The organism is Colwellia sp. C2M11, from assembly GCF_018860915.1.
Classification (GTDB): Bacteria; Pseudomonadota; Gammaproteobacteria; order Enterobacterales; family Alteromonadaceae; genus Colwellia.
On the sequence record NZ_JAHKQD010000039.1, the window covers coordinates 1 to 23,170 of the forward strand.

A 23,170-nucleotide genomic window follows, 5' to 3' on the forward strand; every position below is an offset into this window, starting at 1 on the left:
ATCTTGATATAAATAATAAAGACGACCTAAGTCGCCCTTATTATTTATAGCAAATTAAACCTTACTTTACAGATAGTTCGTTTAGAGCAAAAAGAAGGCGCAGCATTAATATTACTCAATGAAGACCTTCGATACAGCTATTGGACGAAATAACAAAAGATTCAGCTTAATTAGCCACCGAAGTCATCTAGCATGATGTTTTCATCTTCAACACCAAGATCTTTTAACATATGAATAACCGCAGCATTCATCATAGGAGGACCACACATGTAGTACTCACAATCTTCTGGAGCTTCATGGTCCTTCAAATATTCTTCGAAAAGAACATTATGAATAAAGCCGGTTAAGCCATCCCAGTTGTCTTCAGGCTGAGGATCACTTAATGCAACATGCCATTCAAAGTTATCATTATCAGCAGCTAAGCCGTTATAATCATCTTCATAAAACATTTCACGAAGTGAACGAGCACCATACCAGAAACTCATTTTACGTTTAGACTTCAAACGCTTAAGTTGATCAAAGATATGAGAACGCATTGGAGCCATACCTGCACCACCACCAATAAATACCATTTCATTATCAGTGTCTTTCGCAAAGAACTCACCAAACGGACCTGAAATTGTTACTTTATCGCCTGGCTTCAAGCTAAAGATGTACGATGACATTTTACCTGCCGGTAAATGCAAACGTCCAGGAGGTGGCGTAGCAATACGCACATTAAGCATAATAATGCCTTCCTCTTCTGGATAGTTAGCCATTGAGTAAGCACGTAATGTGTCTGTATCTACTTTAGACTCTACATCGAAGAAACCAAAATGGTTCCAATCACCACGATATTGTTCATCAATATCAAAATCACTGTATTTAACGTGATGCGCTGGTGCTTCAATTTGAATATAACCACCGGCTTTAAATGGTACTGATTCGCCATTAGGAATTTGTAGCTTAAGCTCTTTAATGAAAGTTGCTTTGTTATCATTAGAGATAACTTCACATTCCCATTGTTGAACACCAAAGATTTCATCTTCTACTTCAATTTCCATGTCTTGCTTAACAGCAACCTGACAGGCTAAACGACAGCCTGATTTTGCTTCACGCTTATTGATATGACCTTCTTCCGTAGGAAGAATATCACCACCACCTGAATGCACTTCAACACGACATTGACCACAAGTACCGCCGCCGCCACATGCTGAAGGTATAAAAATACCTTGATCAGCTAATGCGCCTAATAATTTACCACCTGCAGCAGTAACAACTGCTTTAGATGGATCACCGTTTATGCTAATCGTTACGTCACCACTTGATACTAACTTAGATTTAGCAAATAAAATTACTAATACTAAGGCAATAACTATCGCTGTGAACATCGATACGCCGAGAATAATTTCCATCGACCTTTCCTTAAAGTTATCTAAGGGTGCAACGCATAGAAACCTGCGTTACACCGACCAAATTTATAACGAAATACCACCGAAAGACAAGAAGCCAAAAGCCATTAGTCCAGCAGTAATAAATGTGATACCTAAACCTTTCAAGCCGTCTGGTACATCAGAGTATTTCATCTTCTCGCGGATACCAGCGAGTAAAACAATCGCTAATGCCCAACCAACACCAGAGCCAATACCATAAACAACTGATTCACCAAGCGTTAAGTTTTTAGATACCATAAATGATACCGCACCAAAAATCGCACAGTTAACGGTTATAAGTGGTAAAAATATACCAAGGGCTTGATACAAAGAAGGAAAATATTTATCTAATACCATTTCCAAGATTTGAACTAAGGCAGCAATTACACCAATAAAGGTAATAAAAGATAAGAAGCTTAAATCAATCGATTCACTTGGATCGGTAATGCCTAATACAGCATCAAGTGCACCTGGTGCTAATACTGCTTGGTAGATAATTTGGTTCATTGGCACAGCCAAACCAAGTACTACAACAACAGCAACACCTAAACCAATTGCCGTATCTACTTTTTTCGATACCGCCAGGAAAGTACACATACCTAAGAAAAACATTAATGCGATGTTTTCAATAAAAATAGACTTAACTAATAATGCAATATAATGTTCCATGGTATTAATCCTTCTCTACTTGTTCTGGTTTCCATTGGCGAATAGCCCAAATGATTAAACCAATAACGAAGAATGAACTAAATGGTAATACTAATAAACCATTCGCCTGATACCAGCCATCATTTTGAATCAATGGTAGAATTTCAATACCAAATAAAGTACCAAAACCAAATAATTCACGGAAAAAAGCAACTAGCATTAATATTAAACCGTAACCTAGACCGTTACCGATACCATCGATAAAGCTCACAACAGGTTTTTCTTTCATGGCAAATGCTTCCGCACGCCCCATTACAATACAGTTAGTAATAATCAAACCAACGAAAACCGATAGTTCTTTAGATAACTGATACGAAAAAGCTTTAAGCACTTGGTCAACTACAATTACTAAAGATGCAATAATAGCCATTTGTACGATAATACGCACACTTGAAGGTATATAGTTACGAATACTAGAAATGAATAAGTTAGAGAATGCCGTTACAAAAATAACAGCTAAACTCATAACCAAAGCATTTGCCATCGAACTGGTTACCGCTAAAGCAGAACAAATACCTAATACTTGTAATGCTATTGGGTTATTGTCAACAATAGGACCCGTTAATACTTTTTTAGCATCTGAAGACATTATTTAACCCCTTCTGCACGATATTTAGTAATGAAAGGAGCATAACCTTCTTTACCAAACCAAAACTGTAATGTATGAGTAACACCGTTACTTGTTAAGGTTGCACCTGATAACGCATCCACACCGTGAATATCATTAGGTTTAGCACCGCCTTTAACTAGCTTAACTTTAACTTCACCAGCGTCGTTATATATTTTTTTACCTGGCCATAAGGCTTTCCATTTAGGGTTAAGTACTTCCGCACCTAGTCCTGGAGTTTCCTTATGATCAGAGTAAATAACACTTTTCACTGTATTTAAGTCTGACTCTAAGCCAACGTAACCGTACATTAAGTCCCATAAACCAGAACCTATGATAGGTAATACAACAGTATCAATAGAACCTGAATCTGATTTGATTAAGTAAACAACCGCTGTATTAGAACGACGATTGATACCTGCTATATCATTTTCCGGTTTAATTGATAAAGCTTTATCACGAGCATTACGACGCTCATCAAATAATAATGGGTCACTATCAATGAACTCACCTGAATCAAGGTCAATCATTCTAGCATCAACATATTTATTATATGTACCAACAATATCGCCGTTTGCTTTTTCGATTAACTTTGCAGCTTCTAAAACTTTAGTTTGCTGATCAAGTAACTTGTTTGCGTCTTGTTTATCTTTTAAGCCAACTGCTGAAATAGATACTAAAGCAGCACAGACTAAACAGATCGCTAGAACGAATAATATCGTTCCTAATGGAGTTTCTTTATTACTAGACATTACGTGCAAGCCTCCGTTTAACATTGCTTTTTACCACAAAGTAATCAAACAATGGTGCGAACAAATTAGCGAATAAAATAGCTAACATCATACCTTCTGGGAATGCAGGGTTTACTACACGAACTAGTACAACCATGACACCAACTAAAGCACCAAACCAATATTTACCTGTATTGGTAAAAGATGCTGAAACAGGATCTGTTGCCATAAACATCATACCAAAAGCAAAACCACCAATAACTAAATGCCAATGCCAAGGCATAGCAAACATTGTATTAGTATCACTGCCAACAGCATTGAATATTAATGAAGTAATTACCATACCACCGAACACACCTAAAACGATGCGCCAAGAAGCAATACCTTTATAAAGTATGTAAGCACCACCAAGCAAGATAGCAAAAGTTGATACTTCACCTACAGAACCAGGGATGAATCCCCAAAAAGCGTTCCACCAATCTGCATTAATTGAATAATCAACAAGGCCTTGATTAGCAGCACTTAACATTGTAGCGCCAGAGAAGCTGTCAGCAGCAACCCATACAGCATCACCTGAAATTTGTGCAGGATAAGCAAAGAATAAAAACGCACGACCCGCTAATGCAGGGTTTAAGAAGTTTTTACCTGTACCACCAAAAATTTCTTTTGCAATAACGATACCGAAGGTAATACCAATAGCTACTTGCCATAAAGGAATACTAGCCGGCAGAATTAGTGCAAAAAGAATAGAAGAAACGAAAAAACCTTCATTCACTTCATGCTTACGTACTGCAGCGAAAAGTACTTCCCAGAAGCCACCTACAATAAAAGTAACGGCGTAAATAGGTAAGAAGAACATGGCACCATAGAAGGTCATATCCAATAAGCCTGAGCTTGCTGTTAATGAACCACCTAAAAAGTTGAATAAATCAACCTGCCAAGATTGTGGTAAAGAATAACCAGCTGCCAAAGCATCAACTGCCTGATAACCTATGTTATACATACCAAAAAACATGGCTGGGAAAACCGCAAGCCATACTGTGATCATAATACGCTTTAAATCAATGCTATCACGAACGTGAGTTTTACCCTTACTTACATAGCCAGGAGTAAATAAACCCGTTGCAACAGCTTCATATAATGCAAACCACTTTTCATGTTTACCGCCTTTTTCAAAATGCGGCTCTATATCTTCAATAAACTTTTTCAAGCCCATGACTAACCTTCCTTCTCGATAGTAGTTAGACAGTCACGAAGAATGACACCGTAATCTGTTTTGCCTGGGCAAACAAATGTACACAGTGCTAAATCTTCTTCGTCTAGCTCTAAGGCACCTAGTTGTTGCGCACTATCAGTATCACCTGAACAAATATCACGTAGCAACAAGGTAGGTAAAATATCTAATGGCATAACACGTTCAAAATTACCAATTGGTACCATTGCACGTGAACTACCGTTAGTGGTTGTTGTCATGTTGAACAACTTCTTCGGGAAGAAGTGAGACATATAAGCACGTGTCACTGAGAATTTATTTGGGCCTGGATACATATATCCCAAAAACTCTTTATCGCGTCCTTCAAGAATCAAAGACACTTGCACATGATAACGACCTAAATAGCTATGTACTGCTGTTGCCGTTGCGCCCATTAATAATGAACCTGAGACTACACGCACTTCACCATCAATAGTTTCACCGGCAGTTAATTCACCTGTATTAGCACCTAAAGTAGTGCGAATTAAACGAGGATTTTTAGCTGCTGGTCCGGCAATCGAAATAACACGGGTGTTATCAAGTTCACCTGTAGTAAATAATTTTGCAATAGCAATCACATCTTGATAACCGACATGCCAAACGAATCTTTCAGCACTTACAGCTTTTAAGAAATGAATATGCGTACCCACTAAACCAGCAGGATGTTTACCTGCAAATTCAGTTACAGTCGCATTAGCATCAACAGGAATATTAGCCCCTGGTGCTTTATTCACAAAAACTTCACCTTCAGTTAAACGAGACAGAATCGTTAAACCTTGTTGGAAAGCTTCTGCTTGCTCAGCAATAATTACTTCAGGGTTAGCAGCTAATGGATTTGTATCCATCGCACTAACAAAGATAGCTTGAGGAGTACTATCAATTGCTGGAATCTTACTGAATGGGCGAGTTCTAATTGCAGTCCAAAGACCAGATTCAACTAAGTTTTCAACCACTTTCTCACGTGATATAGCACCTAATTCATTGGCAGAGTAACTAGCAAATATTTCTTTATCAGAGCCATCAATATCGATAACGACTGACTGTAAAATACGTTTTTCACCACGGTTAATTTCTTTAACAACACCGGAAGCTTGAGCTGTGAATTTAACGCCAAGGTTCTTTTTATCACTAAAAATTACTTGACCTTTTTTAACGCGATCACCCACTTTTACAAACATGGTTGGACGCATACCCACAAACTCTTCACCTAATGTTGCAACGGTTTTGATGGACGGACCATCATGGATTACCTGCTGTGGAGCTCCCTTAACAGGAACATCTAAGCCTTTTTTTATTGTAATCATAAACACTTGCACTACTTTTGATGGGAGTAAAAAATCAACGACATATTTATCCTTAATAATTGGCATAACCCAACAAAAAAAGACATATAAGTAATTGATTTCAGTGTATTTCAGTAAAGAACTTATTCCTTCATATGAAAAAATAAGACCCACTGGCTCTAAGTTAAACTTTTCTGACACAAATATTACCACAAAAAAGTCTTTTCATTCTACGCCCATTAACAAATTTTCACTACAATTTAGACTATAGTGGTATCTTTTGGACTAAAAAAAGAACAAAAGCTTCTACTTGAGCATTTATTGAATAAAAAAGGCTGGTTTTATGATACAGATCAATTAGTTTTTTAGGATATTCTCTAATAATGAAGATTACAATAAAATACGTTAAGTCGTTAATTTAATACTATTGGCACATAAAAATAGTCAGTTAACTAAATTTTAAAAAATACAATTACGCCCACTATTTTTTGCTTGGTAGAGCTTTTCATCTGCTTCTTTTAACTTACTTTCAATTTCGCTATATGTATGAGCAATCGTTACCCCAAGGCTCATTGTTATTTTCAACTCTTGGTTTTCATCTTTTAGCTTCATTTCACTGACCGCACAACGGATTTTTTCAGCTATTTTCATGCCGGTATCATAGTCCGTATTTGAAAAAATAATTAAAAACTCCTCTCCCCCAACTCGAGAAACAATATCTTCATCACGAATCGACTTTTCCATTGTACGCGCTAATTTTTGTAAAATACGATCACCGGTGTGATGACCATAATGATCGTTAAAGCTTTTAAAGTTATCAACATCAGCCATAATTAGTACCATAGGAAACCTGTTTGGCACTTTCGCTTTGCTAGCAGGGAAAAAAACGGCATCAATAAAACGGCGATTAGGTAAATTAGTAAGTATGTCAGTATTCGCTTGCTGCTCTTTAGATATATTAATATTTGTCATCGCTGAATGACTGTGCTCGCGAAAATATTCGTTAATAAAACTAAGAATGTTGACGACAAAAAAAGAAGAAAGGAAACGAATAACTTCTGAGTCAGAATAATGCGCGATTAATATTTCCTGATTATTAAGCATAAGTAACAAGGATACAAATACAAATCCGTTAGTAATAGACCCATAAAGATAACCAAGCATAGCAAAAAGTACTAGCGGAAATGGGAAGGTCCAATAAAGCGCAGTGTTATCAATTCCTCCTTGATAAACTAATACTATACAAAAAATAACAATACTTAAACTAATGACATTACAACTTAAATCTAAGCATTTATATAAGTAAAATAACGCTAAATTAGCAAGAAAAATAAGAAGGGTAACAAAGACAGTTAAGAAAATGACTTTATCGTTATTGATATAATTAATATAGCTAAAGAATGATAGTGCTATACAGCCAAAACAACTAAAACCTAAAAAAGAATACAGACGTCTATTGTAATCGACATAATTACTATCATTACGTTCAAAAAAATGTGAAAACAAAGAAGTAGACATATCATTAGCTAAAAAGTTTTAAGTTATCTTCATTATAGTTGAGTATATTAAGTCCTTCAAAAAGAAAAAACCGATGACATGCATCGGTTTTAAATATTCACTATTTCAAAAGATATTAACTCAGATTATTAATGCCGACTTCCGGACTGATATCTGCGTCATAATCAACCCCATCCACATCAAAACCGAATAATTTTAAAAATTCGTGATGATAGCCAACATAATCTGTTAAATCATCAATAGTCTCTGTTTCTACAGTATTCCAAATGTCAGTTATACGTTGTTGAACGCTATCTTCTAGCTCTTTGTAGTTTTGACGAAAACGTCCCTCTTCATCAAGACGAGGACTATTACTATAAATATTCTCTTTAAACAAATTAGCTATTTGTTCAATACAACCTTCATAGGTACCATCAGCTTTCATTACTTTAAACATAGCTGAAATATATAAAGGCATAATTGGGATGGCTGAGCTTGCTTGCGTTACTACTGCATTAAGTGATGTAACACGCGCTTGACCATCAAGACTCGCCGTTGCAGCATTAATAGCTGTAGCCGCGCGATCTAAATCTTCTTTTGCTTTACCAATAGTCGCTTTACCGTATATTGGCCATGTTAACTCTTTACCAATATAAGTATAGGCAACAGTTTTAACACCTTGTGCTAACACATCAGCTTCTTTTAATGCCTTTAACCAAAGCTCCCAATCAGCGCCACCCATAACATCGATAGTACCTTGAATTTCTTCTTCATTTGCTGCTTCTACTGAAACTGAATCAATAATGCGTTTAGAAGTATTTAAGTTTCGGGTGGTAACACTTTCACCAATTGGTTTTAAAGTAGAAGAGTATACTTCACCCGTATCAGGATCAGTTCTACGTGGAGATGCTAATGAGTATATAACTAAATCGATTTTACCTAAATCAGCTTTAATTGTTTCAATTGCTTGCGCTTTAATTTCGTGAGAAAAAGCATCACCATTAATATTTTTAGAATAAATTCCTGCGTCGTCTGCTGCTTTTTGAAAAGCGGCAGTATTATACCAACCTGCTGAGCCTGTTTTCTTTTCTGTTGGTGGCTTTTCAAAGAATATACCTAATGTACTAGCATTATGACCAAATGTTGCAGTGATACGAGAAGCCAAACCATAGCCAGTAGATGCACCAATAACTAAAACGTTTTTAGGACCGTTATCACTAAATGATTGATTTTTAACATAAGAAATTTGTTCGTTAACATGTGCTTCACAGCCTACTGGGTGAGCATTAGTACAAATAAAACCACGAATTTTTGGTTTGATAACCATAAGAAAACCTTTTAAATTACTTTTATAAAGAATAAATTTATTCTCATATTACACCACGATAGTATGAGAATTTTCCGCTATTGTACCTTGCTAATAACTCAAAGAGGTACGAGCAGTTAAAAAAAGAAGTAATAAGTGGTTAAATTACTTACCTCCACCTAAACAGTTCGGTGACAACGGCGTATTGTCAGCATAATAATCATGCCACTCTTTTTCTGTATATGTATGTAGTGCAAGTGCGTGTATTTTTCCTGCTAGCTCTTCAGCTAATAAAGAGTTAATTGCGCGATGACGCTTAATTAAGCGTTCTCCCTCAAACTTATTAGAAACGATTGTCACTTTAAAGTGTGACTCACTTCCTGGCGGTACATTGTGATTATTGCTTTCGTTAATTACATCTAAGTGTAACGGGGAAAAAGCAGAGAGAATTTTTTCTTCAATGACGGTAGCTATAAACATTATTATTCTCGAGAAAATGAAAGGTGTACTAATAATTTTAGTCGATTAAATTCTATATGCCATAAACAAGGAGACAAAAGTAAAAATTTAACAGTAAATTTAGTTTGGTATTATTAATCTATTTAATTTTTTATTAAATCTTTTTTTATTTTAGTTACTTTTATGGGGATGAAGCAACATTTAAACAAGTATATTTTGAAGTCGCTTGCGGATATGTCACAATAACTCATATTAATTTCTCTCCAACATTACTTTTAAAATGCTTAGCCCTTTTTTTCTTCATGATAAACAATTAACACTGGTTCGTTTTCCATTAGCCCAAGTAAATCGCAGTTTACAAGCATGGGATGCTGCTGATGAATATTTACTCAATTATATTAATACTGAACAACTGTTCTCTGAAAAATCTCGCATAGTCATTTTTAATGATGCTTTTGGTGCATTAACGACACACTTTTGCCTTCCCAAAACGACGAGTATCACTCAACCAAATAACCCAGATGTCTATTGTGTTAATGACTCCTATATTAGCAGCCAAGGAATTGCTTGTAATATTGAGCAAAATTCATTGAGTAATAACAATATCACGCAACTGAATTGTTTAGACACTCTTCCTCAAGATATTGAGGTTATTCTATTTAAAATACCTAAAAGTAAATCGTTGTTAATAGAACAATTAATCATGATTAAGGATAGTGTTGATCAAAATGTAACAGGACAAAAACCTATCTTTATTGCAGCTGATCGTGCAAAAGATATTCATAGTTCGACACTGAAATTATTTGAAAAATATTTAGGTACAACAACAACCTCGCTTGCGGTAAAAAAAGCCCGTTTAGTGTTTTGTCAATTTGATCAAAAACAAAAGCATAAATCACCTTTTCCAACGATATGGCCACTCCCGAATAAAGCGCTAAATTGTGATTTTACTATTAGTAATCATGCCAATGTGTATTCACGAGAAAAACTCGATATAGGGGCTCGATATTTTATTGAGAACTTACCCTGTGTAGCAGAAAATAGTGAAGTAATAGACTTAGGTTGCGGTAATGGCGTTATCGGTTTAAGCATATTAGCTCAACAACCTAGCGCAAAAATACAGTTTTTTGATGAATCTCATATGGCAATAACATCTGCCAGAGAAAATATTAGTAATAACTTACCTAATTTAATCACGCATTGTCAGTTTCAGCTCAATGACTGTTTAAGCAATGTTGAAAGTAATAGTGTTGACTTAATTTTATGTAATCCACCTTTTCATCAGCAAGCCGCGACGACAGACCATATTGCATGGCAAATGTTCAAAGATAGCCATAGAGTATTGAAAAAAGGAGGAGAGTTACGCATTATTGGTAATAGGCAATTGGCATATCATATAAAACTAAAACGGATTTTTGGTAATGAAAAGCTAATTGCCAGTAATGATAAATTTGTTACACAATCGGCAATAAAGCGATAGTCCGATATGATACTCTAGTCTATATACTGATGTTGAAAATAATGACTCATTGCAAAAAATTGATTAACAAGAAAAGCGACGACCTCTCATGAAATTTAATACTGTTATCCATCAAGTTACGGCATGTCTACTTTTATTAGGGTTATATGGATGTGCCAATGTTCCTAGCCACATAATTATTGCCCCTGAAATAATGAACGTATCGAATACTGTGCAAAGCAATAAAAAAGCTCAGCTTGATGTTGTCGACATGCGCACGTCAAATCATATCGTGCAAATTATGCGAGAGGGTAAAGCAGCTATACTCGTTTCAGCTCAAGAAAGGCTTGAAAATACGATTCAAGATACTTTAACCGAACATTGGAAAAAGCAACATTTAACACTGAACAATAATGCTATTAACAACATTAATATCAGTATTGATAAAGCGATTATCAATGTTGAACAAGCAACCTTCGAATATAAAGTACAAACAGAAATCATATTAAAAGTGATCGTGAATAATGGCTCGGAAACACTCACGAGTACCTTTAAAAACCGTGGTAATAGTGATGGGCCATTCAAGGCTGATATTGCCGTATTAGAACGTAATTTTAATGAACGTTTAGCCAAATTATTACAGCAGATTATAGCAAATCAAAAAATCAATGATTTTTTAATATAACTCCCTTAGAGGAATTCATACAATGCGAATGTTTTATAACTTAATGACTACTCATACATTTACCCGTGCACTGCTACTTAGTTTGACTTTATTTAGTGCAGTAACCTTCTCTAAAAACCTTGCCATTGATCCAACCAATATTTACCCAAAAGTGAAATTAGAAACTACAATGGGAATAATTGTTATTGAACTAGATCGTGTTAAAGCACCAATAACTGTTGATAATTTTTTAACTTATGTTGTTACCGGTGAATACAACAATACTATTTTTCATCGTATTGTCGAAGACTTTATAGTACAAGGTGGTGGCTATGATGTTGACTTTGTTCCTAAAAAAACGAACGGCGACATTATTAACGAATCAGGTAATGGTTTAAAAAATGAAGTAGGCACGATCGCTATGGCAAAAGAAAATAGACCGCATACAGCCAACAGACAATTCTTCTTTAATATTAATGACAACTCTAACTTAGATCCCGGTAGACGTTGGGGATATGCTGTTTTTGGTATGATTATGGAAGGTGAAGAAGTACTGGAAGCGATAGCTAAGGTAAAAACTGAATATAACGAAGCTGTCGGTTGGGAAAATGTACCAGTAAAGCCTGTAATGTTAATTAAGGCAACACTGTTACCCGCGGAGTAATGACCTAAAAGACACTCAAGTAATAGCGTCATAAGGTCGCTTTAACGTATGAATGTTTTCTTGTTAACTAGCTAAAAAATTGCTTCGTTCTATAATGAATTAATATAATGTTACATATTTATTAAAAATAATAGCTAGTTTTTTTTGACAAAAAAACCTTTAACATTAATAAATGTATATACTTAATTCTTTTAATCCTTCGTTGTCGAGCATGACAACTTATAAGTTTCATCCATTAAATTTTTCGGGAAGCAAGGATGTCTTCATGGGGTCCTTCATGATAATTGAGCAATTTATCAATGCTAAAGTAATACAAATGGTGGCGTATGTTAACGCCGTTATCAACAGGACTATTCACTATACTGAATTAGATAATTTTATTATAGATACTATGAGTGAATGGACTTTGTTAAATGTAGTAGATGAAACACCGAGTAGCGCGCAAGAACGTGTTTTTTGGCATTTAGTTCATGAAATAAGTGTCAATGGTGCGCAAGCTTTAAAAGATGATTTATTCTTTAAAAGTGAAATTAACACCTGCCTTGATTTTTTTAATGGTGTTGGTAGTTATCCTATTGATTGTATCGGCTGGCGGCCTATTGCTTAATCAACATTGAGCTTAATCATATTAATGTTCTTCTGCTCAGCTCAACTGTCTGATAAGCTTGTATAATCAATTTTACACAGTAGTAATTAATGTCGAATACATCGTTTAAACAAGCTATTTTAAACAAGCGTATGCTAATTTGTATTTTTACAGGTTTTAGCTCTGGCTTACCTTTATTTGTACTTTATCAATTAGTACCTGGTTGGCTTCGTGATCAAGGCGTTAGTTTAGCAGAAATAGGCTTATTTTCTTTAATAGGCATTCCCTATGTATGGAAATTTATTTGGTCTCCCTTGATAGATCGTTATTCGTTAGGCGGCCTTGGTAGAAGACGAAGTTGGATGCTAGCAACACAGCTATTATTACTTGGTTCAATCGCTGCTTTTGGTTGGCTAAACCCCGTAGCCAATATTTGGTCTGTCGCCTACTTGGCTGCCGCAGTAGCTTTTTTTAGTGCTAGTCAAGATATTGTCTTAGATGCATATAGACGAGAATTACTCCCTGATAATGAATTAGGTCTTGGAAACTCGATCCATGTTCAAGCATATCGTTTATCTGGCCTTGTACCTGGCTCATTAGCCTTTATCCTTGCCGATCATATTAGTTGGCAATCTGTTTTTATGATTGTTGCTGCATTTATGGTTGTCGGTGTTTTATTAACCTTATTTATTAAAGAATTAGATACTGAGCAAAGCGCCCCTAAATCCTTAAAAGATGCAGTTATTCTACCTTTTAAAGACTTTATACAAAGTAATGGCTTTAAACCAGCCTGCTATACACTCGCCTTTTTAGTGTTATATAAATTAGGGGACAATATGGCCACAGCCCTACAAACGCCATTTTTTATTGATATGGGATTTAGTAAAACAGAAATTGGTGTTATCGCTAAAACATCCTCACTCATTGCTATGACAGTCGGTATAGTTGTGGGTGGTCTTGTCATGATAAAGGTCAGTATAAATCGTGCCTTGTGGTTGTTTGGTTTTGTCCAAATAGCAAGTATTCTTGGGTTTGCTGCCCTTGCTGAAATTGGTCATAATAATTATGCTTTAGCCATAGCAATGGGGTTTGAATATTTAGGTGTAGGTTTAGGCACTGCGGCTTTTACCGCTTTTATAGCACGTACAACCAACCCTGCTTTTGCGGCTACACAAATAGCTCTTTTTACGGCATTAGCTGTACTGCCTCGAACATTTGCTAATGCCACAACAGGTTTTATTGTTGAACAAATAGGTTGGACTCAATTTTATTTTCTATGTACCGCATTAGCTGTGCCCGGTATGTTAATGCTTTTGAAAGTAGCTCCCTGGCATGAAGTGGTTAAACCAATAAAAACAAAGAAATCTGGGCTTACAACTAATTCATCAGGACATTAACATGATTAAATTTTTCTTTATATTACCTATTCTCATGAGTGCTATTTGGTGGTGGTACCTCGATAACCATGGCTATAGCTTAAAAGAAGGTATTAAAGGTTTTACATATATTTTAATATTTAATGCGGTAATTATACTTTTTTTCACAACAATGATTTATATAACACGTTAGCTACTTTGCTATATAAATTATAAGTATGCTGTAAAATAAATATAATGCCCATAAATATAATATTTAAGGGCATTATACATAAGAATTAATCATCTATTTTAGCTAGTTTCTCTCATCCGTTTAACAAAAGCCCCCGCAAAGCTATCCGCTGAATTTTTATCCATATTAAAGTAAAGTGAAGGTTCTATTAACTCAGCTTCCATTAAAGCAAACCCTACCTTAGAATTATTATCTCGAACAAAATCTATACGTGCATATAAAGGGATCTCTCCTGTTAACTTGGTAATCGCAGTTAAAGTATATTGCGCTTGTGCTAATAGCGATTTCTCAGGAGCTATTGATTGTAACTGCCCACCATGCTCTTCTTGCACTCTAAAATCATCGGATTTTGGCGTTTTTAAAATAGCATGGCTATACTCGCCATCAAAATAAAATAATGAAAACTCGCCCTCCTCAATGACACTATTCATAAATGGTTGAACCATAAACTCAGCTTGTGAAAAAATAGCTTCCAGTTGACTTAAAACCGTTTCAAAGCTTTCTTTTTTTAGCCAAAAAGTATTATCTGCATTAGCACTTACTCTTGGTTTTATCACAATTTGTTGACAATTAAAGTAGTCAAAAAAACTAAGGATGTCTTTAGCTGAAAAGTTACTCCTCCACAAAGTTGGCACAATATTGACTTGTTGTTCGGCGAGTGATTTTAAATATATTTTGTCAATATTCCAACGAACAGTAGCTAACGAATTCTGTAAGACGGTACTTGAAAGCTCAATCTCTTCTAATACCGAAATAAAAGAACTAGCATCATCTTGATAATCCCATGGACTTCGAATAATAACAGCGTCAAATTGTTGCCAGTCTACATTTTCACTACGCCATGACACTAGTTGAGTTTGCCAGCCTCGCTGTGCTAAAGGTTTATCAAGTAAACTGTCATAACACTCAAAGTCAGACAGGTTTTCCATTGTTAAAATTGCGCAATTTTTCATAAAAACCTTAAAAATATGCAATATAAAGATAAACTTTAACAAATTTACTTATTAATATTAATATTATTAAGTAATTATCATTAATATGCTTTAGAATTTACCACTCTTTTAAATTTACATTACTATTCTTGTTATGCTTATTGTTGATCAAAATGTTTTAGATGATATTAGCAAAGGCTTTGCGGTTCCTGCACAGCCTCAATTACTTCTTAACCTTTTAAAATTAATGGCCGACCCCTACCCTAACATCAATGCTATTGCCGATTGTATTAGCCAAGATATTGCGGTTAGTGCTGCCATTTTAAAAGCAGTTAACTCGCCATTATATGGATTAGATAGAACCATTACTGATATCAAAATGTCAGTAAAATATATCGGTATTTATGGCGTAGTAATGCTGATCACGAACAGCCTCATCAAAAAAAGTTTTGATCCTAAAAATTGTAGTATTAATCTAGAAGATTTTTGGCGTACCACAACAGACATTTCTAATGCTACTGTAGCTATAGGGAAAAGATTCAAACAAAATATTGCGATGGATAAACTCTCTAGTTTAGGATTGTTCCATGATTGCGGTATTCCAGTGATGGCCATGAAACACACTAACTATCAAGCGGTTGTAGAGCAATTAACATTGACTTCTGACTTATCATTAATCACGTTAGAAGAGCAACATTTTCAGGTGAATCACGCTATTTTAGGCTATTATGTGGCTAGCTCATGGCGTTTACCAAAAGATGTATGCCAAATAATATTGCAACACCACGAAAGAGATTATTTAGATAAAATAAATGGCTCACCAGAGCAAGATTTATTTGCGATATTAAAGCTAGCTGAACATGTAGTATCATTAAAGAATCTAGATGAAGCATCTTCTGACTGGCCTTATTTAGAAAAGCCGATACTTTCTATTTTAGGAATAAAGAAAGAAGAATTACCAGAAACTATTCTTCAAATTAATGGCGCTATATAAGCTAAAATATTGTCTTATTACCTTTAAATGCGTTAAAAATCATCGTTATAGATTTTTGTTAAATTTTGCCCATGAAACTAATAATTTTTTAAAATCATCAATGCCGCAAGCAGCTCCTTCACTTTCATCAAAGTGAATGTGTTCCGTTGTTAACATTTCGGGTAATGACTCTATGCCATCTAGGCTTGCATTAGTATGTATTTCAACATCATCTTGATTGATTGATATTGTATATTCATGCCCAGTAATAACAACCTCATTTTGAGAACCCTTTTCAATATCATCAATCACTGTTAACAGGTGCTTTAATTTGGTGTGATCACTTCCTAATTCGACTTCAATCCATGGGCCTATTACCTCATGCTCTAAGGAAAATCGCGCTTTTGCATCACCCGTTATTGCATCATGTATAAATTCGTATTCCATAAGTTAACCATCTCATTTTTTCATCAGCCTTGTCACTAATTATAGCAAAATAAAGACAGTAAAGTTAGCTTGCTTCAAGAAGTTTAAAATATCTTAATCACGAACATAATCATCACTTCAAACAGTTAATTCAAGGACGAATATGAGCCCTATTAAAAGAACTCAGATCAGGAAAAAGCTCTCTTAAAACCCCATTTCTAGCTAACTCTGCTATATTTTTATCGAAATAATATTTTAAAAATCGACCTTTCTCTGTGTTATGAAAAACTAGAAATAAAGGAGAGCTTTCTATTAACACCATCTTAGGTAAAGCCTGTGTAGATGGCTCCAAGTTATAATCATACTCAATCAAAATATCTATTTTGTTATTTTTTAATAACGTTTCGCATTGTATAAATGATGTCTCAACAATATTATCTGTCGCAATAAACGCAATATGTTTATGCAAAGAGCTTCCTGAGTCGACACAAGCAGTCAAGGTAGTATCTTTTTGTTTAATCCGCTCTAACGTATTGTTATTACGAGCAAAGGCATAAAGAGGATATTCATAATCAAGGTGAAATGAAGAAAAAAGAGCGTCAACTGACACATCTGTTTTATATGCACCGATCAATACATCAACTTGCTCTTGCTCGAAAGAATGAACGGCCCTAGCCCATATTGAGGTACTTTTAGTCAGCGTAAAGTCATCCTTAAATACCTTTTCAATAATATCCCAATAGATACCACTGCTATCAGCATTACTATAATCATCCCAAGTCCCTGAAATGAAACTTACCTCTTTAGGTGGTGCACTTAAATGATAAACAGAATTAATATTATACTTTTGTTGTAATTTAGCCACAGTCCCATTGGCATCTAATGTTTTAAAAGCGGCAAGAAGTGGTTTTGCTAAGTGTTTATATTTTGGTGATAAGTAGTGATAATCATATTTATGCATAATTGTCTCTACAATAAAGTGTGGATTATCATACACTTCAGGAGATAATAAAAAATCCATGATTAAAACAGAATCTGCTCGTCTTTTTAAAATCATCTCATTCAGGTAATTAGAGGTATTCAGCCCTAACTTTTCTACATCATCACGTAAGGATTCTGCATAATTTACGGATAAAACAGCTCCTTTAGGATAAACAATAGACTTTATATCTTCATTTAAACAATAACCACAGCGACGCCTATCGCTCACTTTAAGTAGGGAAAAATCAAATAATTCATAGGGGACTCTGACCAGTCTAGGGAATTGACCTTCAATGATAGAACTTCTTGCAATAGCTGCAGCTAATCGACCACTATTAACAAGCTCTAACTCCTGTGAGCTAGTGAAGTTTACCCAATTGATTTCATAATCTATTAATGCATACGCTTGTGTTAAAAGTTCTTTGGCATATGCAGCATGGTTAGAGGTAGCAGATAATTTTAAATCAATTACAGTATTTTTTTTCGGAATCACGGGCTCCGCCCATAACACCATAGGTAAGAAAACTAAAAAAGTATAAAATATATATTTCATCTTTATTGATAACCTGAAAAATAATTAATCAGAGAATATGAGTATGGATAAAATAATAACTTTGATCAACTTAGTTTAATTAACAATGATAACTCAACTGATAATTAAAACGATGTTAACTTACTAGAGTAGTGCTGATTATGACAGGAGAATAACTCGCTATTATTTTATTTAAAGGGTAAAAAAACGAGCTATTCTGGGCTTTATTGCAATCTATTTAAGTAGATTTAGAGTTAGGTTAATTGGCCGATTAAGAGTTTATAAATTGATAGCCATCATGAATTTTAAATTTTATCACTTTATATTAACTGGCATTAACCCCAAGTAAAGTACGAATCGATTGTGATATTTCTTCTATTCTTTCCGCTTCTACCGGTGCAATAAAAATAGTGTCATCACCTGCAAGTGTTCCTAAAATTCCCGCGGATTCACCCATGCTGTCAAGCATTCTGGAAATTAAAGGTGCGCCGCCAATACCTGTTTTTAATATAATTTGCATACCATTATGTTTAACACTTAGTACTACTGATTCAATAGAGTGCTTCGACTTTGGCACAGCTAATTCATCAGGTAAAATATAAATCATTTCATTTTTAGCATTACGTGTTTTTACTGCACCTAACTTAGATAACAAGCGAGATATCTTAGCTTGAGACATATTTTCAAAGCCCTGCTCAGCTAACGCTTCAGCTAATTGTCCTTGCGAACCATAGCATTGTCCTTTTAATAATCGCTTAAAAGCATACACCAAATTCGATTCATTTTGTTTTCTAAGTGTGGTCATCTTTATGCTGTCTCAAAGTGCAAGTAAGTAGAAATATAATTACAATAATATTTCTACTATTCTACACTAAAAATTTTTAATTAGTATGACTTGCTTAATCTTAAAAAAACGCCTGAATACCAGTTTGAGCTCGACCTAAAATGAGTGCATGAACATCATGTGTACCTTCATAAGTATTTACCGCTTCTAAGTTCATCACATGACGAATAATATGAAATTCATCGCTAATACCATTACCACCATGCATATCTCTAGCTGTCCTAGCAATATCTAATGCTTTACCACATGAATTACGCTTAATTAAAGAGATAGCTTCAGGGGCTAATTGCCCTGAATCCATTAGTCGTCCTGCTTGTAAACAAGCTAATAACCCTACACTAATATCTGTTTGCATATCCGCTAATTTTTTCTGAACAAGCTGTGTTGCAGCTAACGGTTTACCAAATTGTTCACGGTCGAGGGTGTATTGGCGAGCTCCATGCCAGCAAAACTCTGCAGCACCTAATGCCCCCCATGCAATGCCATATCGAGCCTTATTTAAACAACCAAATGGACCTGACAGCCCTTCAGCCTTAGGAAGCATATTTTCCTTTGGCACAAAAACATCCTCCATCACTATTTCACCGGTGATTGACGCACGTAATGAGAATTTTCCTTCTATTTTTGGGGCGCTTAAACCAATCATTCCCTTTTCAAGAATAAACCCTTTAATCACACCATTTAATTTAGCCCAAACAATAAATATATCCGCAACAGGTGAATTAGTGATCCACATTTTACTTCCGTTAAGTTGATAACCACCATCAACCTCAATCGCTTTAGTTGCCATACTTGCAGGATCCGAACCTGAATTAGGCTCAGTTAAACCAAAACAACCAATCGCTTCACCACTCGCCAGTTTAGGAAGAAATTTCATTTTTTGCTCTTCACTACCATAAGCATGTATTGGATGCATCACTAATGATGATTGCACACTCATTGCACTACGATAACCACTATCTACTCGCTCTATTTCTCGGGCAATTAAGCCGTAAGTTACATAGTTAACCCCGGCACAACCATACTTTTCATCGATAGTTGCCCCGAGTAAACCTAATTCACCAAGCTCTTTCATAATGCCAATATCAAAACGTTCGTGCCGATTCGCTAATAAAATACGTGGCATTAACTTTTCTTGGCAGTACTGATGAGCACTATCACGTATCATACGCTCTTCTTCAGTTAATAATGACTCTAGCAGCAGCGGATCTTGCCAATTAAAACGAATTTTATTTTGTTGTGATTGTTTTAAATTATTGAGTTCTTCTGACATAGGTATAAACACCTTAAATGTATATCGAGTAAGTGAAATTTTATTCGTGTATTCGTTTGTATCAAATTCTAATTCAACGCTGAAGCAAGTCAATATTTGTCTAACAAGGAACGTGACTTTGATGACTAAAATCAATAAACCATGTATTAACCTGTAAATGAGTTTACTCATTAACCGATAAAGCAAACTCTAGATAGAACTAACCAATATCAGGAAAGTATAATTTTATGAATACTGAATAATATGCGTATTGCTCCATAGTTCGCGTTAAAGTAATTTTTTAGGTAATTATTCAGCTTTATTTTCTATATAATACCAGTCAGGAGTAAACTAGGTTGAACTAATAAATAGTACTTTATGTCTAAGTAGCTCACGATCTAGGATAAAAATAAGTTAACCGTATGAAAGTAACCTTTATAAAAATCATCATATTCATACTTCTATCACTACTACTAAGTGCTTGTAGCACTAGTGCATTTAATGACTTATTCAGTAATTATAATCAGCAAATGCGAGAAGTAAAACAAGCGCAACAACAAGGTGATTTTCAACAAGCTATTAACTTGATACCTACACGTAAAATAGGCGATAGTAGCTACAATTTGCATTTACTGGAAAAAGCTCGCCTAGCTTTTTTAGCAGCAGATGTTAAACAGAGCAAGGTAGACTTCGAGCAAGTATACCAGCTCATTCAACAAGCTCAGCTTTCTGCAAAAGTTGAACTTAGTAGAGGTGTTGAAAATGTTGCGGCAATAATGAGTAATGACAACGCTACTCGTTATGATATTCCATTCTATGAGCAAAGTATGCTACATACCTATCAAGCACTTAATTACTTAGCCCAAAAAGATTTATCCGGTGCTCTGGTAGAGGTTCGTCGTGCTAACTTAGTACAAGAGCAAGCACTGAAGAGTAACGCTGACAGTATTTTAAAAAATCAAGAGCAAATGTCAGCGCAAGGTTTAAGTATTAACGAACTCGACAGTAAATATCCAACCATGAATAATGCTATTGGTAATGTTAAAAATGGTTTTCAAAATGCTTACACTTTTTATTTATCAGCCTTACTTTATGAAGCTGCAGGCCAAAGCAATGATGCATACATTGATTACAAAAAAGCTTTGGAAATCTATCCTAACAATAGCTATATACAGCAAGATGTTTGGCGATTAGCAAATAACTTATCTATGAGTGCTGATATAAGTTTATTAAAAACAACGTTACCTGACACCATCATTAATAAAAACAACAAATTAGATAAAAAAAACAATGGGCAAGTTATTGTAATTACAGAAAATGGCATAGTAGCAGCAAAACAAGAAATAGCACTAAACTTACCTATTTTTACTCGTTACAATCAAACGCGCTTTTACAGTGTCGCTTTACCTAGCTACCAGAATTATTTAACGAGTTATTCACCATTAAGCTTACAGTACCAAGGTAAACGCTATCAATCAGAAGAAATAGTACGATTACAATCTTTAGCAGCAAGGCAATTAAAAGATGATTTACCCGCAATGGTCACTAGGCAAATAGTTCGAGTAGTTGCCAAAGAAGAACTTAGACAACAGCTATCGCGAAAGAATGGAGAGCTTGGAAACTTTTTTGCTAGTATTTATAACCTTGCAACAGAAAAAGCGGATACGCGAAGTTGGAGTACTCTACCTGATAGCATTCATATAATGCGCTTAGACTTTCCGGTAGGTGAGCATAATATTTCGCTTAATTTAAATGGGGTCAACCAATCCGTTGAGATATCAGTTAATCCCAATAGAATTACATTAATAAAATTAACCGCTATAGGTACTTTTCATCAATATCAAACCTATAATCTTTAGCATATAAATTGTAACTTATAATGCTAAAATAGACCTAACTTAGGAGTTTACTTATGAACCATAAATCTCGCACCATTTTAGCCTTAATAGTGGGCACTTTTTTGCTCAGTGCTTGTCAAAACATAGCACCGGTTACTTCAGGTGTTGGCAGTAATCAAATAGCACCAGAGCAAGCGTTTAGTGAACACTTACATATAGACAACAAACAACTTGCTTCAAAACTATATATTAGCGATATCAAGTCACGCACTAATAATGGTTTATTAGAGGTCAACGCAATTTTAACGAGCACTTATAAAAAATCATTACAATTACAGTATCAATTTCAATGGTTTGATCAAGACGGTTTTGCTATTGAAGTAGGAAAAAGTCCATGGAAAGCGCTTGAATTACACGGTATGCAAACAGCAACTGCCACAGGCTTAGCGCCATCAAACAAGGCGTCGACCTTTAGCATTTATGTCCGTGAAGTACCCGAAAAGTTTTTTAAGTTTTAATTAACAGCACAAGTTATTAAGGAAAAAATAATGAATAAAATAGTATTAGCAACAAGCTTATGTATTGCCATAGCAGCACTAGGTGGCTGTACCAATAAATCAGTCGTTCGATATGGTGATGCCACAGCGGTAGAAACTACCGATATTAACTTTGGCTCAACTGATTTACAGAAAGTTGCCAGCCAAATGACTGACTCTTTATTACTATCACCCGTTGTTGGCACATTAACGGCCAATACTCGCCCAATTATTTTTGTAGAAAGCATCAAAAATAAAACCAGCGAGCATATAGACACCGAATCAATTACTGATTCTATTTCTACCAAACTATTACGCTCAGGTAAATTCCGTTTTGTTGATATGGGGCGTGTTGCTGCGGTACGTGAGCAACTTGAATTTCAACAAAGTAGTGGTATGGTTGATGCTAGTAAAGCTATCGCTTTTGGCCAGCAAGTCGGCGCACAATATATGTTATACGGAAATTTAGCCAGTATTGTGAAATCAAATAAAGATAAGTCTGATGTGTATTATAAATTTACTATGCGCCTGATGGATTTAAAAAGCGGCTTAGTAGAATGGGCCGACGAAACAGAAATCCGTAAAACGAAAGAAAAAGAGTTTGTAAGCTGGTAATTCAA

Annotated in this window: 23 protein-coding genes; 9 read left to right on the plus strand and 14 right to left on the minus strand. The window is 35.1% G+C overall.

Going from position 1 to position 23,170, the window contains the following annotated elements; translation table 11 throughout:
* Positions 1-170: 170 nt before the first annotated feature.
* The 9 genes from nqrF to bolA form a co-directional block, all read right to left on the minus strand.
* A complete protein-coding gene (nqrF, locus tag KO509_RS10490; RefSeq protein WP_215973230.1) occupies positions 171-1,394 on the minus strand; it encodes an NADH:ubiquinone reductase (Na(+)-transporting) subunit F in 1,224 nt (407 codons plus the stop codon).
* Positions 1,395-1,457: 63 nt separating this feature from the next.
* Complete coding sequence (gene nqrE / locus KO509_RS10495) at positions 1,458-2,081, minus strand: NADH:ubiquinone reductase (Na(+)-transporting) subunit E (RefSeq protein ID WP_215973231.1); 624 nt, start codon at positions 2,079-2,081, stop codon at positions 1,458-1,460.
* A 4-nt stretch (positions 2,082-2,085) separates the two neighbouring features.
* The gene (locus KO509_RS10500; RefSeq protein ID WP_215973232.1) at positions 2,086-2,709 is read right to left on the minus strand and encodes an NADH:ubiquinone reductase (Na(+)-transporting) subunit D; all 624 of its coding nucleotides are present in this window, start codon (positions 2,707-2,709) and stop codon (positions 2,086-2,088) included.
* The gene (locus KO509_RS10505) at positions 2,709-3,479 is read right to left on the minus strand and encodes a Na(+)-translocating NADH-quinone reductase subunit C (RefSeq protein WP_215973233.1); all 771 of its coding nucleotides are present in this window, start codon (positions 3,477-3,479) and stop codon (positions 2,709-2,711) included. Before KO509_RS10505 ends, KO509_RS10500 begins: the two co-directional genes overlap by 1 nt.
* Positions 3,472-4,674 carry an NADH:ubiquinone reductase (Na(+)-transporting) subunit B gene (locus tag KO509_RS10510; protein ID WP_215973234.1) on the minus strand — a complete coding sequence of 401 codons (1,203 nt, stop codon included), beginning with the start codon at positions 4,672-4,674 and terminating at the stop codon, positions 3,472-3,474. The genes KO509_RS10505 and KO509_RS10510 overlap by 8 nt, the downstream gene beginning before the upstream one ends.
* 2 nt (positions 4,675-4,676) lie before the next feature.
* The gene (locus KO509_RS10515) at positions 4,677-6,014 is read right to left on the minus strand and encodes a Na(+)-translocating NADH-quinone reductase subunit A (RefSeq protein ID WP_215973366.1); all 1,338 of its coding nucleotides are present in this window, start codon (positions 6,012-6,014) and stop codon (positions 4,677-4,679) included.
* A 438-nt stretch (positions 6,015-6,452) separates the two neighbouring features.
* Entirely contained in the window at positions 6,453-7,511 is a 1,059-nt protein-coding gene (locus tag KO509_RS10520) for a GGDEF domain-containing protein (RefSeq protein ID WP_215973235.1), read from the minus strand.
* 115 nt (positions 7,512-7,626) lie between these two features.
* A complete protein-coding gene (fabV, locus tag KO509_RS10525) occupies positions 7,627-8,817 on the minus strand; it encodes an enoyl-ACP reductase FabV (RefSeq protein WP_215973236.1) in 1,191 nt (396 codons plus the stop codon).
* Positions 8,818-8,961: 144 nt separating this feature from the next.
* Positions 8,962-9,276 carry a transcriptional regulator BolA gene (gene bolA, locus KO509_RS10530; protein WP_215973237.1) on the minus strand — a complete coding sequence of 105 codons (315 nt, stop codon included), beginning with the start codon at positions 9,274-9,276 and terminating at the stop codon, positions 8,962-8,964.
* Positions 9,277-9,535: 259 nt separating this feature from the next.
* Here bolA and KO509_RS10535 point away from each other — a divergent pair, with 259 nt between their 5' ends.
* The 5 genes from KO509_RS10535 (at position 9,536) to KO509_RS10555 (ending at position 14,025) form a co-directional block, all read left to right on the plus strand.
* Positions 9,536-10,735 (plus strand): methyltransferase, encoded by a 1,200-nt coding sequence (locus KO509_RS10535; RefSeq protein ID WP_215973238.1) that lies wholly within the window; start codon positions 9,536-9,538, stop codon positions 10,733-10,735.
* 88 nt (positions 10,736-10,823) lie between these two features.
* Positions 10,824-11,399, plus strand: coding sequence for a YajG family lipoprotein (locus tag KO509_RS10540; RefSeq protein WP_215973239.1), 576 nt, complete (start codon positions 10,824-10,826; stop codon positions 11,397-11,399).
* 22 nt (positions 11,400-11,421) lie between these two features.
* A complete protein-coding gene (locus KO509_RS10545) occupies positions 11,422-12,042 on the plus strand; it encodes a peptidylprolyl isomerase (RefSeq protein ID WP_252727503.1) in 621 nt (206 codons plus the stop codon).
* 277 nt (positions 12,043-12,319) lie between these two features.
* Positions 12,320-12,649 carry a hypothetical protein gene (locus tag KO509_RS10550; protein WP_215973240.1) on the plus strand — a complete coding sequence of 110 codons (330 nt, stop codon included), beginning with the start codon at positions 12,320-12,322 and terminating at the stop codon, positions 12,647-12,649.
* An 89-nt stretch (positions 12,650-12,738) separates the two neighbouring features.
* On the plus strand, positions 12,739-14,025 hold the full coding sequence (locus KO509_RS10555; protein WP_215973241.1) for an AmpG family muropeptide MFS transporter: 1,287 nt from the start codon (positions 12,739-12,741) through the stop codon (positions 14,023-14,025).
* A 270-nt stretch (positions 14,026-14,295) separates the two neighbouring features.
* Here KO509_RS10555 and KO509_RS10560 read toward each other — a convergent pair whose 3' ends face one another.
* A complete protein-coding gene (locus KO509_RS10560) occupies positions 14,296-15,189 on the minus strand; it encodes a hypothetical protein (RefSeq protein WP_215973242.1) in 894 nt (297 codons plus the stop codon).
* 133 nt (positions 15,190-15,322) lie between these two features.
* Here KO509_RS10560 and KO509_RS10565 point away from each other — a divergent pair, with 133 nt between their 5' ends.
* Positions 15,323-16,162, plus strand: coding sequence for an HDOD domain-containing protein (locus KO509_RS10565; RefSeq protein ID WP_215973243.1), 840 nt, complete (start codon positions 15,323-15,325; stop codon positions 16,160-16,162).
* 45 nt (positions 16,163-16,207) lie between these two features.
* Here the strand turns inward: KO509_RS10565 and KO509_RS10570 are convergent, their stop codons facing one another.
* From KO509_RS10570 to KO509_RS10585, 4 genes are all read right to left on the minus strand, one after another.
* Positions 16,208-16,588, minus strand: coding sequence for a YacL family protein (locus KO509_RS10570; RefSeq protein ID WP_215973244.1), 381 nt, complete (start codon positions 16,586-16,588; stop codon positions 16,208-16,210).
* Positions 16,589-16,718: 130 nt separating this feature from the next.
* The gene (locus KO509_RS10575; RefSeq protein ID WP_215973245.1) at positions 16,719-18,041 is read right to left on the minus strand and encodes a hypothetical protein; all 1,323 of its coding nucleotides are present in this window, start codon (positions 18,039-18,041) and stop codon (positions 16,719-16,721) included.
* A gap of 364 nt (positions 18,042-18,405) precedes the next feature.
* Positions 18,406-18,885: a transcriptional regulator ArgR gene (gene argR / locus KO509_RS10580; protein WP_159818530.1), complete on the minus strand. Its 480-nt coding sequence runs from the start codon at positions 18,883-18,885 to the stop codon at positions 18,406-18,408.
* A 100-nt stretch (positions 18,886-18,985) separates the two neighbouring features.
* Positions 18,986-20,197 (minus strand): acyl-CoA dehydrogenase, encoded by a 1,212-nt coding sequence (locus tag KO509_RS10585; protein ID WP_215973246.1) that lies wholly within the window; start codon positions 20,195-20,197, stop codon positions 18,986-18,988.
* Positions 20,198-20,598: 401 nt separating this feature from the next.
* On the opposite strand from KO509_RS10585, the gene KO509_RS10590 reads away from it, so the two are divergent.
* From KO509_RS10590 to lpoB, 3 genes are read left to right on the plus strand one after another with little or no spacing between them, the layout of a single operon-like run.
* On the plus strand, positions 20,599-22,035 hold the full coding sequence (locus KO509_RS10590) for a hypothetical protein (RefSeq protein WP_215973247.1): 1,437 nt from the start codon (positions 20,599-20,601) through the stop codon (positions 22,033-22,035).
* Between the two features lie 53 nt (positions 22,036-22,088).
* Entirely contained in the window at positions 22,089-22,532 is a 444-nt protein-coding gene (locus KO509_RS10595) for a YcfL family protein (RefSeq protein ID WP_215973248.1), read from the plus strand.
* 30 nt (positions 22,533-22,562) lie between these two features.
* Positions 22,563-23,165, plus strand: a complete 603-nt coding sequence (lpoB, locus tag KO509_RS10600; RefSeq protein WP_215973249.1) for a penicillin-binding protein activator LpoB — start codon at positions 22,563-22,565, stop codon at positions 23,163-23,165.
* Positions 23,166-23,170: the final 5 nt, after the last annotated feature.

Bases quoted from the DNA above. Each gene is read 5' to 3' on its own strand.
- nqrF (WP_215973230.1), bottom strand. From the start codon at position 1,394: ATGGAAATTATTCTCGGCGTATCGATGTTCACAGCGATAGTTATTGCC.
- nqrE (WP_215973231.1), bottom strand. From the start codon at position 2,081: ATGGAACATTATATTGCATTATTAGTTAAGTCTATTTTTATTGAAAAC.
- KO509_RS10500 (WP_215973232.1), bottom strand. From the start codon at position 2,709: ATGTCTTCAGATGCTAAAAAAGTATTAACGGGTCCTATTGTTGACAAT.
- KO509_RS10505 (WP_215973233.1), bottom strand. From the start codon at position 3,479: ATGTCTAGTAATAAAGAAACTCCATTAGGAACGATATTATTCGTTCTA.
- KO509_RS10510 (WP_215973234.1), bottom strand. From the start codon at position 4,674: ATGGGCTTGAAAAAGTTTATTGAAGATATAGAGCCGCATTTTGAAAAA.
- KO509_RS10515 (WP_215973366.1), bottom strand. From the start codon at position 6,014: ATGATTACAATAAAAAAAGGCTTAGATGTTCCTGTTAAGGGAGCTCCA.
- KO509_RS10520 (WP_215973235.1), bottom strand. From the start codon at position 7,511: ATGTCTACTTCTTTGTTTTCACATTTTTTTGAACGTAATGATAGTAAT.
- fabV (WP_215973236.1), bottom strand. From the start codon at position 8,817: ATGGTTATCAAACCAAAAATTCGTGGTTTTATTTGTACTAATGCTCAC.
- bolA (WP_215973237.1), bottom strand. From the start codon at position 9,276: ATGTTTATAGCTACCGTCATTGAAGAAAAAATTCTCTCTGCTTTTTCC.
- KO509_RS10535 (WP_215973238.1), top strand. From the start codon at position 9,536: ATGCTTAGCCCTTTTTTTCTTCATGATAAACAATTAACACTGGTTCGT.
- KO509_RS10540 (WP_215973239.1), top strand. From the start codon at position 10,824: ATGAAATTTAATACTGTTATCCATCAAGTTACGGCATGTCTACTTTTA.
- KO509_RS10545 (WP_252727503.1), top strand. From the start codon at position 11,422: ATGCGAATGTTTTATAACTTAATGACTACTCATACATTTACCCGTGCA.
- KO509_RS10550 (WP_215973240.1), top strand. From the start codon at position 12,320: ATGATAATTGAGCAATTTATCAATGCTAAAGTAATACAAATGGTGGCG.
- KO509_RS10555 (WP_215973241.1), top strand. From the start codon at position 12,739: ATGTCGAATACATCGTTTAAACAAGCTATTTTAAACAAGCGTATGCTA.
- KO509_RS10560 (WP_215973242.1), bottom strand. From the start codon at position 15,189: ATGAAAAATTGCGCAATTTTAACAATGGAAAACCTGTCTGACTTTGAG.
- KO509_RS10565 (WP_215973243.1), top strand. From the start codon at position 15,323: ATGCTTATTGTTGATCAAAATGTTTTAGATGATATTAGCAAAGGCTTT.
- KO509_RS10570 (WP_215973244.1), bottom strand. From the start codon at position 16,588: ATGGAATACGAATTTATACATGATGCAATAACGGGTGATGCAAAAGCG.
- argR (WP_159818530.1), bottom strand. From the start codon at position 18,885: ATGACCACACTTAGAAAACAAAATGAATCGAATTTGGTGTATGCTTTT.
- KO509_RS10585 (WP_215973246.1), bottom strand. From the start codon at position 20,197: ATGTCAGAAGAACTCAATAATTTAAAACAATCACAACAAAATAAAATT.
- KO509_RS10590 (WP_215973247.1), top strand. From the start codon at position 20,599: ATGAAAGTAACCTTTATAAAAATCATCATATTCATACTTCTATCACTA.
- KO509_RS10595 (WP_215973248.1), top strand. From the start codon at position 22,089: ATGAACCATAAATCTCGCACCATTTTAGCCTTAATAGTGGGCACTTTT.
- lpoB (WP_215973249.1), top strand. From the start codon at position 22,563: ATGAATAAAATAGTATTAGCAACAAGCTTATGTATTGCCATAGCAGCA.